Here is a 14,107-nt window from a genome sequence, read left to right as displayed (position 1 = left end):
GCCAACCCGCGAGGGGGAGCTAATCCCAGAAAGTGTATCGTAGTCCGGATTGTAGTCTGCAACTCGACTACATGAAGTTGGAATCGCTAGTAATCGCGGATCAGCATGTCGCGGTGAATACGTTCCCGGGTCTTGTACACACCGCCCGTCACACCATGGGAGCGGGTTTCACCAGAAGTAGGTAGCCTAACCGTAAGGAGGGCGCTTACCACGGTGGGATTCGTGACTGGGGTGAAGTCGTAACAAGGTAGCCGTATCGGAAGGTGCGGCTGGATCACCTCCTTTCTAGAGTTTGTACGGACATTAAGCGTCCACACTTATCGGTGTGTTAGTTAAAAGAAGAACAGTTATAGGTAGAGCGCGGTGCGCGTGCGATAGAGGGTTTATCGTTGACTACTGAAGTACTGATCCAAAGCGGGTCTGTAGCTCAGTTGGTTAGAGCACCGTGTTGATAACGCGGGGGTCGTTGGTTCGAGCCCAACCAGACCCACCACAAGTTTATGGGGGCTTAGCTCAGCTGGGAGAGCACCTGCTTTGCAAGCAGGGGGTCATCGGTTCGATCCGTTAGCCTCCACCATATTGTTTGATTCCCAGAGCGGGGGTTGAGCGTGGTGAAATATCAAACCTAAGTCAGGTATTACGCAGGGTAAGACAGCGTGATGCGGCGCGATTTAGGTTTGATCTTTTTAAGATCATTGGCTGTTTGTTCTTTAACAATTTAGAAGAAGTAAAGATTCGTCCGCAGTGCGACAGCATTGTGGATGGGTATGATTGTATCAAATCAAAAAGTATTAAAAGAGTTCTCAAAAGAGCATACGAGAGTATGCAACTGCGAAAACACTTTGGATACGGCAAACGCTAAAGTAATACTCATAAGTAATATCCTATAACCGGTTTTTAGACGTGAACGCGTCTAGAGGCTAACGTTATAGGGACAAGTGAATAAGTGCACATGGTGGATGCCTTGGCGATTACAGGCGATGAAGGACGTAGTAGCTTGCGATAAGCTGCGGGGAGCGAGCAAACACGCTTTGATCCGCAGATTTCCGAATGGGGAAACCCACCCTTTTAGGGTATTGCATACTGAATACATAGGTATGCAAGGCGAACGTGGCGAACTGAAACATCTAAGTAGCTACAGGAAAAGAAATCAACCGAGATTCCCAAAGTAGTGGCGAGCGAAATGGGAACAGCCTGCACGATTTAGCATCAGCGATAATGGAACACTCTGGAAATAGTGGCCATAGAGGGTGATAGCCCCTTACATGAAATCGGTGGTGTGGAACTAAGTGTGCGACAAGTAGGGCGGGACACGTGTAATCCTGTCTGAACATGGGGGGACCATCCTCCAAGGCTAAATACTCGTAATCGACCGATAGTGAACCAGTACCGTGAGGGAAAGGCGAAAAGAACCCCGGAAGGGGAGTGAAATAGATCCTGAAACCGTGTGCATACAAACAGTAGGAGCGGACTTGTTCCGTGACTGCGTACCTTTTGTATAATGGGTCAGCGACTTACATTCAGTGGCAAGCTTAACCGTATAGGGAAGGCGTAGAGAAATCGAGTCCGAATAGGGCGTTCAGTCGCTGGGTGTAGACCCGAAACCAAGTGATCTACTCATGGCCAGGATGAAGGTGCGGTAACACGCACTGGAGGTCCGAACCCACTAATGTTGAAAAATTAGGGGATGAGCTGTGGGTAGGGGTGAAAGGCTAAACAAACTTGGAAATAGCTGGTTCTCTCCGAAAACTATTTAGGTAGTGCCTCAAGTATCACCATCGGGGGTAGAGCACTGTTATGGCTAGGGGGTCATTGCGACTTACCAACCCATTGCAAACTCCGAATACCGATGAGTGCGAGCTTGGGAGACAGACGCCGGGTGCTAACGTCCGACGTCAAGAGGGAAACAACCCAGACCGCCAGCTAAGGTCCCAAAGATTGGCTAAGTGGCAAACGAAGTGGGAAGGCTAAAACAGTCAGGAGGTTGGCTTAGAAGCAGCCATCCTTTAAAGAAAGCGTAATAGCTCACTGATCGAGTCGTCCTGCGCGGAAGATGTAACGGGGCTAAGCCAGTCACCGAAGCTGCGGATATCAATTTATTGATATGGTAGGAGAGCGTTCTGTAAGCCTGCGAAGGTGTCTTGTAAAGGATGCTGGAGGTATCAGAAGTGCGAATGCTGACATGAGTAGCGATAATGGGGGTGAAAAGCCTCCACGCCGTAAGCCCAAGGTTTCCTGTTCAACGTTCATCGGAGCAGGGTGAGTCGGCCCCTAAGGCGAGGCAGAGATGCGTAGCTGATGGGAAGCAGGTTAATATTCCTGCACCGTCGTGTGATGCGATGGGGGGACGGATCGCGGAAGGTTGTCCGACTGTTGGAATAGTCGGTTTTTGGCTCAGAGAAGGCTGTTAGGCAAATCCGGCAGCGTAATTCAAGGGGTTGAGACGAGTGAATTTATTCACGAAGCAATCGGAAGTGGTTCCAAGAAAAGCCTCTAAGCTTCAGTCACACGAGACCGTACCGCAAACCGACACAGGTGGGCGAGATGAGTATTCTAAGGCGCTTGAGAGAACTCGGGAGAAGGAACTCGGCAAATTTGTACCGTAACTTCGGGATAAGGTACGCCCCGGTAGCTTGACTGGCTTGCGCCAGAAGGGTGAAAGGGCTGCAATAAAAAGGTGGCTGCGACTGTTTAATAAAAACACAGCACTATGCAAACACGAAAGTGGACGTATATGGTGTGACTCCTGCCCGGTGCTGGAAGATTAAATGATGGGGTGCAAGCTCTTGATTGAAGTCCCAGTAAACGGCGGCCGTAACTATAACGGTCCTAAGGTAGCGAAATTCCTTGTCGGGTAAGTTCCGACCTGCACGAATGGAGTAACGATGGCCACACTGTCTCCTCCCGAGACTCAGCGAAGTTGAAATGTTTGTGATGATGCAATCTACCCGCGGCTAGACGGAAAGACCCCATGAACCTTTACTGTAGCTTTGCATTGAATTTTGAACCAATCTGTGTAGGATAGGTGGGAGGCTTTGAAGCGTGAACGCTAGTTTGCGTGGAGCCAACCTTGAAATACCACCCTGGTTTGTTTGAGATTCTAACCTTGGTCCGTTATCCGGATCGGGGACAGTGCATGGTAGGCAGTTTGACTGGGGCGGTCTCCTCCCAAAGTGTAACGGAGGAGTTCGAAGGTACGCTAGGTACGGTCGGACATCGTGCTGGTAGTGCAATGGCATAAGCGTGCTTAACTGCGAGACTGACAAGTCGAGCAGGTACGAAAGTAGGACATAGTGATCCGGTGGTTCTGTATGGAAGGGCCATCGCTCAACGGATAAAAGGTACTCTGGGGATAACAGGCTGATTCCTCCCAAGAGTTCATATCGACGGGGGAGTTTGGCACCTCGATGTCGGCTCATCACATCCTGGGGCTGTAGCCGGTCCCAAGGGTATGGCTGTTCGCCATTTAAAGTGGTACGTGAGCTGGGTTTAAAACGTCGTGAGACAGTTTGGTCCCTATCTGCCGTGGGCGTTGGAAATTTGAAGGGGGCTGCTCCTAGTACGAGAGGACCGGAGTGGACGAACCTCTGGTGTACCGGTTGTCACGCCAGTGGCATTGCCGGGTAGCTAAGTTCGGAAGAGATAACCGCTGAAAGCATCTAAGCGGGAAACTTGCCTTGAGATGATATTTCCCGGGAACTAGATTCCCCTAAAGGGTCGTTCGAGACCAGGACGTTGATAGGCTGGGTGTGGAAGCGTAGTAATACGTTAAGCTAACCAGTACTAATTGCCCGTGCGGCTTGTCCCTATAACCTTAGCAGGTTATATATAAGCTAATGAGATATGTGTTTGCCTGAAAAGTGCAATCATACCCAGTGTTGGGGTAACGAAACCCTCGTTACCCCAACACATGAAACAAAACTTTACTTCTTCTAGATTGCGTTGTGTGTTGCCCGATTGGGAACATATGACACTACAGTTTATGCCTGATGACCATAGCGAGTTGGTACCACCCCTTCCCATCCCGAACAGGACCGTGAAACGACTTTGCGCCGATGATAGTGCTGCAACCAGTGTGAAAGTAGGTCATCGTCAGGCTTTTATTAGAAAACCCTCCCAGAGAAATCTGGGAGGGTTTTTGCTTTGGGCAATCGAAATCGAATCGAAATCGGATCGGAGAAAAACACACACCTACTGCATGTATTGAGCCATTTATTTAGCCAATCGATATTTCCGGTACAACCATTCCTCATATAATCCGCCGTCACACATCAGCCAATCAGCATCCAACAAAATATCAAGCATCAAAATGACTATCCCAAAGTAAGCGTGCGCTCAAAACCGTCTATACCTAATCCTCAAATGTCCGCATGATTGCGTTGGAGGGTACAAATCGATTGTGCCCACAACTTCAAATTATGGACACAAATATTGAGTCGGTTACTCCCTCTAAGCGCAGTGGTTATCGGCAACATTCGATTGATTTCAAACGCATGGTGGTCGAACAATCCTTGATGGCTGGGGCCTCGGTGTCGCGGGTGGCGCGGGCCCACGATGTGAATGCGAACCAGGTATTTACCTGGCGTAAATTGTTTCGTGCAGGAGCCTATGAGATTGCCTCAGGCAAGTCCGTCAAATTGCTGCCAGTAGTTCTTGGCGACCCTCGGCAACCATCCCCTGCCAAGCCAGTCTTCACCACGGCCGTTACACCGACCGGCGTGATGGTCCTGGAAATAGGTAAGGCGCGACTTCGAGTCGAGGGCGTGGTGGATCCGTCTATGCTTTCCATGGTGCTGGCCCGGTTGCTGGCATGATCGGTTTGCCAGCAGGAACGCGGATCTGGATCGCAGCAGGCGTGACCGATATGCGTTGCGGTTTTAATGGGTTGGCAGCCAAGGTGCAAACGGCATTGGCCGATGACCCGTTTAGCGGTCACGTCTTCGTGTTTCGTGGCCGACGTGGCGATATTTTGAAGATCTTGTGGTGGACCGGCGACGGGCTGTGTCTGCTGGCCAAACGGCTGGAACGCGGCCGCTTCATCTGGCCGCAGGCAAGCGAAGGCGCGGTTTGTCTGTCGCAAGCGCAACTGTCAATGTTGCTGGAAGGGATCGATTGGCGACGTCCCGAGCGCACGCAACGGCCCCTGTCAGGCTTGTAAACATCGACGTCATTCGGTAAACTACGGGCATGTCAACGCCGCCCCACCTTCCCGACGATATCAGCGCTTTAAAAGCGATGATTACCGATCGTGATGCGGTCATTGCGTTGCACGGGGAAACGGTGGCGCAGCTACAGGACGCACTGTCCTCACATCGCATCGAAATCGAACACCTCAAGCTCTTCATCGCCAAACTCAAACGGCTGCAGTTCGGCCGCAAATCCGAGAAGCTGGACCGGCAAATTGAACAACTCGAATTACGGTTAGAAGATTTGCAGACAGAAGAAAGTGACGTTGCCAGCGCTGCCCCGGCAACGAAGCCAGTGCGTCCGAAGATACCACGCAAACCGCTACCGCCCCATTTGCCCCGGGACGAGAAGATCTATACGCCAGAGCATGCCGCCTGCCCCGATTGCGGTGGCGATTTGCGTCATCTCGGCAGTGACGTTGCCGAGCAACTTGAATTCGTCCCGGCCAGCTTTCGGGTCATCCGGCATGTGCGTCCCAAACTCGCTTGCACCTGCTGCGACTGCATCGTCCAGGCGCCGGCACCCAGCCGTCCGATTGCACGCGGTCTGGCGGGGCCCGGATTACTCGCCCATATTCTGGTGAGCAAGTTCGCTGATCATCTTCCGCTCTACCGGCAATCGGTCATCTATGCCCGGGAAGGTGTGGAACTGGATCGGGGATTATTGGCAGACTGGGTCGGTGCTGCCAGCAGCCTGCTGCGACCGCTGGTCGATGCGGTACGCCGTCATGTGATGGCAACGACCAAATTACATGCCGACGACACCCCGATCCCGGTACTGGCACCCGGCAATGGCAAGACCAAAACAGCCAGACTGTGGACGTATGTCCGCGACGACCGGCCATCGGGATCAACCGATGCCCCGGCAGTCTGGTTCGCTTACACGCCGGACCGCAAAGGTATCCATCCTCAGACCCATCTGGCGAAATTCGCCGGCGTTCTGCAGGCCGATGCGTATGCCGGATTCAACGCGATTTATGCAACCGGTCGTGTACAGGAGGCTGCGTGCTGGGCGCACGCGCGACGCAAATTCTTCGACTTGCATGCAGCACGGGCCTCGCCAATCACCACTGAAGCCTTGCGCCGCATCGGCGCATTGTATGAGATCGAAGCAAGCATACGTGGCAAACCGCCACAGGTAAGACAGGCAGTGCGCCAGGCGCAGTCGCGCCCGCTCATTGATGCGTTGGAAAGCTGGCTGCGGGCAAGTTTGTTGACGCTGTCGCGCAAATCCGATACTACTGCGGCGATCCTGTACGCCCTCAATTTATGGCCAGCATTAACCCGCTATTGCGACGATGGCAGCATCGAGATCGATAATTCGGCCGCCGAACGCGCATTGCGCGGTATCGCCATTGGACGACGTAATTATCTGTTTGCAGGCTCCGACAATGGCGGCGAACGTGCCGCCGCTATCTACTCGCTCATTGGGACGGCTAAACTCAATGGCGTCGATCCGGCAGCATGGTTGCGCTACGTCCTGACGCATATTGCCGATCATCCCGTCAATCAAATTGATGACTTCCTGCCTTGGAATCTGGCATCTAGGCTGGCGATCATATCTGCGCCAAAGCAATAGCCGCTGAAATGCGGGGCTGTCAATACGGCCTTTGAACGACGCTTACATCCCAAACGTCAAATTGCCCACATCTGTAATCTCGTAACGACAACTACTGGGTTTTTAATCAGTTGTCCTGTATGATTTAGCTTACTTTTTACTATGGTCATACAAGATGATAGGTCGTCTCGCTGGAACGTTGCTCGAAAAAAATCCGCCACAACTGTTGGTTGATTGCAACGGAGTCGGCTACGAAGTCGGCGTCCCTATGAGTACTTTTTACAATCTCCCTGGAATTGGTGAGAAGGTAGTCTTGCTAACTCATCTTGCCATACGAGAAGATGCGCACGTTCTATTTGGATTTGGTACTGCCGAAGAGCGTAACGTTTTCAAGCAGTTAATTAAGATTAGCGGTGTTGGTGCGCGGACGGCGCTGTCGATTCTATCTGGTATGTCTGTTTCTGATTTGGCACAGGCGATCACCTTGCAAGAGGCTGGGCGTTTGACTAAAGTCCCAGGTATCGGAAAAAAAACTGCCGAGCGATTGTTGCTTGAATTAAAAGGTAAACTTGGCGCGGATCTTGGTGCCGTAGGCGGCCATTTAATCAGCGATGTAACTGGCGATATTTTGAATGCCTTAGTTGCTTTGGGTTACTCCGACAAAGAGGCACTTTTAGCCATGAAACAAATACCAACCGACGTAACCGTATCCGATGGTATCAAGTTGGCTTTGAAGGCATTGTCCAAGCTATAGATTAAAACGCATAAGTATTAGATTTGCGTTCTAATATGCGTTCTCAACGACATATAACTTACCTAGCCAAGCTAACATCTCATCATGAGCATTCAAACGGACGACTTTACGGCGCAGCGGATTATCGCAGCGACACCAGCTTCGCCGAATGAGGAGGCAATTGAACGTGCGTTGCGACCCAAGCATCTGGATGAGTATGTCGGACAGCAAAAAATTCGCGAACAGTTGGAGATCTTCATTACCGCAGCGCGTCAGCGGAAAGAAGCGTTAGACCATACATTGCTATTTGGCCCTCCTGGCCTTGGAAAAACAACACTCGCGCATATTATTGCGCGTGAAATGGGCGTTAATTTACGTCAAACCTCCGGACCTGTATTAGAACGTGCCGGGGATTTGGCAGCATTATTGACAAATTTAGAGGCCAATGATGTCCTCTTTATCGACGAAATTCACCGTCTTTCTCCCGTAGTAGAAGAAATTCTTTACCCTGCTCTTGAAGATTATCAAATTGACATTATGATCGGCGAGGGTCCGGCCGCACGTTCTGTGCGCCTCGATTTGCAGCCATTTACCTTAGTTGGCGCGACGACTCGCGCAGGAATGTTGACGAATCCGCTGCGAGACCGTTTTGGTATCGTCGCAAGATTGGAATTTTATACGCCAGAAGAATTGACCAAGATCGTTACACGTAGCTCTGCTTTACTTAATGCCCCTATATTCGGTGATGGCGCGTTTGAAATTGCGAAGCGCAGTCGCGGTACGCCACGTATCGCTAACCGACTTTTACGCCGTGTGCGAGATTATGCTGAGGTTAAAGGGAACGGTGAAATTACAAAGTCGATTGCCGATGCTGCATTAGTGATGTTGGACGTCGATCCAGTCGGTTTCGATGTAATGGACCGTAAGTTGCTGGAAGCCGTGTTGTTTAAATTTGGTGGCGGTCCAGTCGGGCTTGATAATCTGGCGGCAGCGATCGGTGAAGAACGGGATACCATCGAAGACGTGCTGGAGCCTTATCTAATCCAACAGGGATTTCTTCAGCGTACACCGCGCGGTCGAATCGCTACTCCGGCGGCTTATGCCCACTTTGGCGTGAGCGTACCGCAGACCGGTCCAAATGGTGAGTTGTGGGGGCAAAATTAGCACTCATATTAATACCGGCGATGCACCGCAGCGACAACAAGCTGGCCTACAAATATGGATCGATGCCGATGCTTGCCCAAACGTTATTAAAGAAATCTTATTTCGTGTAGCTGAGCGGCGCCAAATCATCACTACGCTGGTAGCAAATAAATTACTACGAACACCACCGTCACGTTTTATAAAAGCTATTCAGGTGCCATCAGGATTTGATGTTGCCGATCAGGAAATTGTTCGCTTGTTACGTTCGGGGGATTTGGTCATAACGGCAGATATTCCGCTGGCGGCAGAAGTTCTGGAGCGGGGTGGCGATGCGCTTAATCCACGCGGCGAATTTTATACGAATGATAATATTCAGCAGCACTTAACGATGCGCAAGTTTTTGGAGGAGTTACGTGACTCAGGCGTAGAAACTGGCGGTCCTGCAACATTTAGTCAGAACGACAGGCATACATTTGCAGCGCAATTGGATCGGTATTTACAGAAATGTTGTATTCCCTAATCTGCTGCTTGTATAAAAATTAAACGTCACAGACAATGCGATAGTCTTCACTAATTTGTGTAAGCGAACCATGCTCATGTCCACTAAAGCCAATCGGTATGCGCATCAACTTATTGATGCGAGAGCGCACGCTCAACTGTTACCACCACTGTCAAATGGCGAGGTATTGTCACTTGCCGACGGATATGACATTGCAAAGAGGGTGCTGGATGCCAGCATCAGTCAAGGTGAGGTTCCGATAGGGCGCAAACTTGGTTTTACCAATCGTACCCTATGGCCAAAATATGGTGTCAAGGAGCCTATCCACGCGCTTATTTGGTCGCATATCTTTGATAGTACCGTGCGTTTTGCCGATGATAATCGCGGCATTCAGAGTCTCGAAGGCGCAGTGCAACCGCGCATCGAGCCGGAAATCGTGTTCAAGTTGGCGACGACGCCGGCGCCCGACGCTACCATTAATGATTTGGCGGATTGCATCGAATGGATGGCGCACGCTTTTGAAATAGTGGTGTGTCCATTTCCCGACTGGAAGTTTGAAGCCGCTGATGCTGTTGCGGCATTCGGTTTGCACGGGACGCTCATTATCGGCGATCCGCATGTTTTATCAACAGCTACGCGGCGAAATTTAGGTGACATTCTGGCCAATGCAAGTGTGTCGTTATCCTGCTGCACAGAGGACTCGGTAATGTTGTGTGGCGCTGGTTTTGGCAGCGACGTACTGGATAGTCCCTTGCACGCGGTTTGGCATTTACATCAGTTGCTTAAAACACAGCCTCAGTTCGCACCATTGACTGCGGGAGAAATTATTACTACAGGTACGTGGACAGATGCTTATCCGGTGCAGCGTGGCCAAACTTGGGTGACTGCATTTTCTGGCGTAGCGCTACCGGGACTGACACTATCTTTCGTATAGATACACAGAGCCTCCGTTTTTCTATAGTGATAGATATAAAAAAGCCACGCGGTTTATAACTAGCGTGGCTTTTTTACAGATCGGGATTGTTATTCTTCACGCACCCAAGTTTGCGAGCGCCCCAGCATCGGAACGCCAATATACCCGCGGACATTTAATTTCTTGCCGTCTTCCTCTAACGACATTTTACTTTTGTAGACCTTACCGTTCGCTGGATCCAGAATAGTACCGCCGCTAAAATCGGTCCCATCTTTCTTCATCCCTTGCAGCATCGTCAGACCAACAATAGGTTTGTCTTTGTTGTCGCCTTCGCATTTGACGCACTTCGGATTTTGCTCTTCACTTGGTTCACGAAATAGCTTTTCGATCTTTCCAGACAGCTCACCATTGGATTCGGTGATGCGAATCAAGGCTTTCGGTTTGCCAGTAGCATCGTCGATATTTTTCCAAAGACCGACTGGCGATGATGTTTGTCCAATGGCGCTGAATGCGATAAGCAAGCCAGCCGCAAGGATACTGATTGGTCTTTTTTTCATGCATGTCTCCATTATTTTTGTATCGCGCGTAAGTAGATTGAATCTAGGGTCCGAATCGTCATTCGTGATACGTACTTAACGATTCAATCCGCTTACGCGCAATGATTTACAGGAATACTATGCAATGGGCTTTGCGGTACGTGGCTAGTCTTTCAGTTTGGCAAATTGCTCCCGCAGTTTGATCAAAGTGGCAGAAAAACTTGCTACGCGCTCTTGCTCTTGCGCGACAACCTGCGCCGGGGCTCTGGCAACAAAGCTTTCATTACTAAGTTTTGCCTGTGCTTTAGTGATCTCCGCATCCAAACGTGTGATTTCCTTGGTAAGGCGCTCACGTTCTGCCGCAACATCAATTTCAACTTTCAGCATCAGCTTAGCATTGCCGACTATGGATACAGGTGCAGGCGATTCGGGTAATACCTCTAATACTTGTACTTCAGATAATTTCGCCAACCCTTGCAGATACGGGGCGAAGGACTTTAATGCTGCTTGTTGCTCCGCCTCGCCAGCGATAATCAGTGGGATGCGCAATGCCGGTGATAATTGCATTTCGCCACGCAAATTGCGACAGGCATCAGTCAGAGATTTCAATTCTGTCATCCATGCTTCGGCTTTTTCGTCGATTTTTTCAGGACGCGATTCCGGATAAGATTGGCGCATGATCGAATCACCAGCCGGGTCCATGACCAGTCCCGTCAATGGCGCGACGCTTTGCCAGAGGGCTTCGGTGACGAATGGAATGATCGGATGCGCTAATCGCAGCACAGTTTCCAATACGCGCAATAAGGTGCGGCGCGTGGCTTGTTGTTGCGCCGGGCTGCCGTTTTGCATCTGAATTTTGGCAACTTCAAGATACCAATCGCAATACTCATCCCAAACAAATTTGTAAATCGCAGACGAGATATTATCGAAGCGGTAATCTGCAAAGCCTTTGGCGATGTCGGCTTCAGTCCGTTGTAATTGGGAAACAATCCAGCGATCTGCTAAAGAGAAATCAAGCTTTTCTTTGTTGCACTCACCAGCTGTGTGACCTTCGAAGCCGCAATCCTTGCCTTCGGTGTTCATCAACACAAAACGTGTGGCGTTCCACAATTTATTGCAGAAGTTCCGATAGCCATCGCAACGACTTAGGTCGAAATTGATATTTCGTCCGAGTGTTGCTAATGAAGCAAAGGTGAACCGCAGCGCGTCGGTTCCAAAAGCCGGGATGCCATCGGCAAATTCTTTGCGCGTAGCTTTGGCAATGCCGTCGGCTTGCTTCGGATTCATCAGCCCGACTGTGCGTTTGGCGACCAAAGACTCAAGGTCAATACCGTCTATCAGATCAATCGGATCGAGCGTATTGCCTTTCGATTTTGACATCTTCTGACCGCTACCGTCACGCACCAGACCGTGCACATAGACCGTCCCAAACGGTACTTTTCCGGTGAAATGCGTGGTCATCATGACCATGCGCGCTACCCAGAAAAAGATAATGTCGAAACCGGTAACCAGCACCGATGAGGGCAGGAACATTTTGTAGTCAGGCGTTTCTTCCGGCCATCCTAGCGTCGAAAATGGCACCAGAGCAGAAGAAAACCAGGTATCGAGAACGTCTTCATCGCGCCGAATGGTTTTGCCGACGGCTTGAGCCTGTGCTTCGGCCTCAGTCCGTGCAACGTAGATTTTTCCATCTTCGTCATACCAGGCCGGAATCTGATGGCCCCACCACAATTGGCGCGAAATGCACCAGTCTTGAATATTGTTCAGCCATTGGTTGTAAGTGGTGGTCCAATTTTCCGGCACCATCTTGATTTCGCCATTGGCGACTTTTTCCAGCGCGACTTCTGCAATCGATTTGCCCGGAAAATGTGTGCCTTCCGGCGCAGCTTTACTCATCGCGACGAACCATTGATCGGTCAGCATTGGCTCAATCACCACGCTGGTACGATCGCCACGCGGCACCATCAATTTGTGTGGTTTGACCGACTCTAATAAGCCCAATGCATCCAGATCGGCAACGATTTGTTTACGGGCAACAAATCGATCCATGCCTTGATATTGGACCGGTCCGACGTCATTGATTTTGGCATCCAGCGTCAGGATATTGATCTTTTCTAGATTGTGGCGTTGTCCAACCGCGTAATCGTTAAAGTCATGTGCAGGCGTGATCTTGACGCAACCTGTCCCGAATTCTTTATCGACGTATTCATCGGCAATCACGGGGATTTCGCGGTCGCATAAAGGCAGCGTCAGCATCTTGCCTACCAAATGCATATAGCGTTCGTCGGTTGGGTCAACTGCGACCGCAACGTCGCCCAGCATGGTTTCTGGCCGTGTCGTGGCGACTGTTAAATGACCGCTGCCGTCCGCGAACGGATAGCGGATATGCCACATCGAACCATCTTCTTCTTCCGATACGACTTCCAGATCGGACACCGCAGTGCCCAATACCGGATCCCAGTTGACCAGGCGTTTGCCGCGATAAATCAAGCCTTGTTCGAATAGGCGTACAAAGACTTCAGTGACCGTGCCGGACAAATTCGGGTCCATGGTGAAATATTCGCGGTCCCAATCGGCCGACGAGCCGAGGCGACGCATCTGGCCTGTAATGGCGGAACCGGATTTTTCTTTCCACTCCCAGACTTTTTCGATGAATTTTTCACGTCCAAGATCATGGCGCGAGACTTTCTGCGCATCAAGTTGACGTTCAACCACGATTTGAGTGGCAATACCTGCATGATCAGTGCCCGGAATCCATGCAGTATTAAAACCGCGCATGCGGTGATAACGTACCAGGCCATCCATGATGGTCTGATTGAAGGCGTGGCCCATATGCAACGTACCTGTCACATTTGGCGGCGGTAACTGGATGCTGAACGATGGTTTGCTGACATCGGTGGAGGCGGCAAAATACCCGCGCTTTTCCCACTCGCTACGCCAAAATTGTTCAATCTCGGCAGGGTCGAAAGACTTGGCTAATTCCATGATTTAGTGGTGTTTTTCGCTAAAAGGATGATTATAAAGGACGACGTCCGTTGCTTCGCAACATAGGCGGACATATTTAACAGGACGTACGCAAATACCCTGGCGGCGTTGCGCTCTTCTAGCGCGACTCAGAGAGCGTACTGTCTTCGCCTGCAGGTTCTGGAACTCCGCTGCAGGCACACTGGTAGCTCCTACACAGGTTATTGAAAGTCAATAACCTGTTTTTGCTTCGTCGGCGCTAAGGCGCTGGCAAAGTGAAAAAGTTGGCAAAAAAATCACGCAAAAATCAAATGTAAATCTTTGCGCGGGACCATTTGTCGGTGTTAAAATTCAACCCGCTAACTTGGAAGAGTATCCCGAGTTGGCAAAATGCTAGGGGTCCTGATTGCGTAATCTGTAATCGGGTGAGAAACACCCTCTGAACCTGATCTGGGTAATGCCAGCGAAGGGAAGCTGTCGAGTTTGTTGTAGGCCTGTACGCTGTAATGTTAGTCCGATTACGCCGTCATTTCGCCGCATTTTCTCGAAAATTCCTTTGCTGGTGCTAAGCACAG

9 protein-coding genes, 2 tRNA genes, 3 rRNA genes and 1 riboswitch are annotated in these 14,107 nt (G+C 50.6%); of the genes, 12 read left to right on the top strand and 2 right to left on the bottom strand.

What is annotated here, in order from left to right:
* The 12 genes from C7W93_RS13000 to C7W93_RS12945 form a co-directional block, all read left to right on the top strand.
* A 16S ribosomal RNA gene (locus C7W93_RS13000) occupies positions 1-285 on the top strand; the annotation flags it as partial.
* A 131-nt stretch (positions 286-416) separates the two neighbouring features.
* A tRNA-Ile gene (locus C7W93_RS12995) sits at positions 417-493 on the top strand.
* Positions 494-502: 9 nt separating this feature from the next.
* Positions 503-577, top strand: a tRNA-Ala gene (locus C7W93_RS12990).
* A 355-nt stretch (positions 578-932) separates the two neighbouring features.
* A 23S ribosomal RNA gene (locus tag C7W93_RS12985) occupies positions 933-3,808 on the top strand.
* Positions 3,809-3,985: 177 nt separating this feature from the next.
* A 5S ribosomal RNA gene (gene rrf / locus C7W93_RS12980) occupies positions 3,986-4,098 on the top strand.
* Positions 4,099-4,418: 320 nt separating this feature from the next.
* On the top strand, positions 4,419-4,814 hold the full coding sequence (locus tag C7W93_RS12975) for a transposase (protein ID WP_161539841.1): 396 nt from the start codon (positions 4,419-4,421) through the stop codon (positions 4,812-4,814).
* Complete coding sequence (tnpB, locus tag C7W93_RS12970; protein WP_108438191.1) at positions 4,811-5,158, top strand: IS66 family insertion sequence element accessory protein TnpB; 348 nt, start codon at positions 4,811-4,813, stop codon at positions 5,156-5,158. Before C7W93_RS12975 ends, tnpB begins: the two co-directional genes overlap by 4 nt.
* Before the next feature lie 29 nt (positions 5,159-5,187).
* On the top strand, positions 5,188-6,765 hold the full coding sequence (locus C7W93_RS12965) for an IS66 family transposase (protein ID WP_108438190.1): 1,578 nt from the start codon (positions 5,188-5,190) through the stop codon (positions 6,763-6,765).
* Positions 6,766-6,919: 154 nt separating this feature from the next.
* On the top strand, positions 6,920-7,498 hold the full coding sequence (gene ruvA / locus C7W93_RS12960) for a Holliday junction branch migration protein RuvA (RefSeq protein WP_108440380.1): 579 nt from the start codon (positions 6,920-6,922) through the stop codon (positions 7,496-7,498).
* An 84-nt stretch (positions 7,499-7,582) separates the two neighbouring features.
* A complete protein-coding gene (gene ruvB / locus C7W93_RS12955) occupies positions 7,583-8,641 on the top strand; it encodes a Holliday junction branch migration DNA helicase RuvB (protein WP_108440379.1) in 1,059 nt (352 codons plus the stop codon).
* On the top strand, positions 8,616-9,140 hold the full coding sequence (locus C7W93_RS12950) for a YaiI/YqxD family protein (protein ID WP_108440378.1): 525 nt from the start codon (positions 8,616-8,618) through the stop codon (positions 9,138-9,140). Before ruvB ends, C7W93_RS12950 begins: the two co-directional genes overlap by 26 nt.
* Before the next feature lie 70 nt (positions 9,141-9,210).
* Positions 9,211-10,053, top strand: a complete 843-nt coding sequence (locus tag C7W93_RS12945; protein ID WP_201747210.1) for a 2-keto-4-pentenoate hydratase — start codon at positions 9,211-9,213, stop codon at positions 10,051-10,053.
* 89 nt (positions 10,054-10,142) lie between these two features.
* Here the strand turns inward: C7W93_RS12945 and C7W93_RS12940 are convergent, their stop codons facing one another.
* On the bottom strand, positions 10,143-10,589 hold the full coding sequence (locus tag C7W93_RS12940; protein WP_201747209.1) for a DUF2147 domain-containing protein: 447 nt from the start codon (positions 10,587-10,589) through the stop codon (positions 10,143-10,145).
* 144 nt (positions 10,590-10,733) lie between these two features.
* The gene (locus C7W93_RS12935; RefSeq protein ID WP_108440376.1) at positions 10,734-13,553 is read right to left on the bottom strand and encodes a valine--tRNA ligase; all 2,820 of its coding nucleotides are present in this window, start codon (positions 13,551-13,553) and stop codon (positions 10,734-10,736) included.
* Positions 13,554-13,917: 364 nt separating this feature from the next.
* Positions 13,918-14,021, top strand: a riboswitch (TPP riboswitch).
* The last annotated feature ends 86 nt before the right edge of the window (positions 14,022-14,107 follow it).

Source organism: Glaciimonas sp. PCH181, assembly GCF_003056055.1.
Taxonomy (GTDB): domain Bacteria; phylum Pseudomonadota; class Gammaproteobacteria; order Burkholderiales; family Burkholderiaceae_D; genus Glaciimonas.
This window is presented reverse-complemented; position numbering and strand designations above follow the sequence as displayed.

Bases quoted from the DNA above. Each gene is read 5' to 3' on its own strand.
- C7W93_RS12975 (WP_161539841.1), top strand. From the start codon at position 4,419: ATGGACACAAATATTGAGTCGGTTACTCCCTCTAAGCGCAGTGGTTAT.
- tnpB (WP_108438191.1), top strand. From the start codon at position 4,811: ATGATCGGTTTGCCAGCAGGAACGCGGATCTGGATCGCAGCAGGCGTG.
- C7W93_RS12965 (WP_108438190.1), top strand. From the start codon at position 5,188: ATGTCAACGCCGCCCCACCTTCCCGACGATATCAGCGCTTTAAAAGCG.
- ruvA (WP_108440380.1), top strand. From the start codon at position 6,920: ATGATAGGTCGTCTCGCTGGAACGTTGCTCGAAAAAAATCCGCCACAA.
- ruvB (WP_108440379.1), top strand. From the start codon at position 7,583: ATGAGCATTCAAACGGACGACTTTACGGCGCAGCGGATTATCGCAGCG.
- C7W93_RS12950 (WP_108440378.1), top strand. From the start codon at position 8,616: ATGGTGAGTTGTGGGGGCAAAATTAGCACTCATATTAATACCGGCGAT.
- C7W93_RS12945 (WP_201747210.1), top strand. From the start codon at position 9,211: ATGCTCATGTCCACTAAAGCCAATCGGTATGCGCATCAACTTATTGAT.
- C7W93_RS12940 (WP_201747209.1), bottom strand. From the start codon at position 10,589: ATGAAAAAAAGACCAATCAGTATCCTTGCGGCTGGCTTGCTTATCGCA.
- C7W93_RS12935 (WP_108440376.1), bottom strand. From the start codon at position 13,553: ATGGAATTAGCCAAGTCTTTCGACCCTGCCGAGATTGAACAATTTTGG.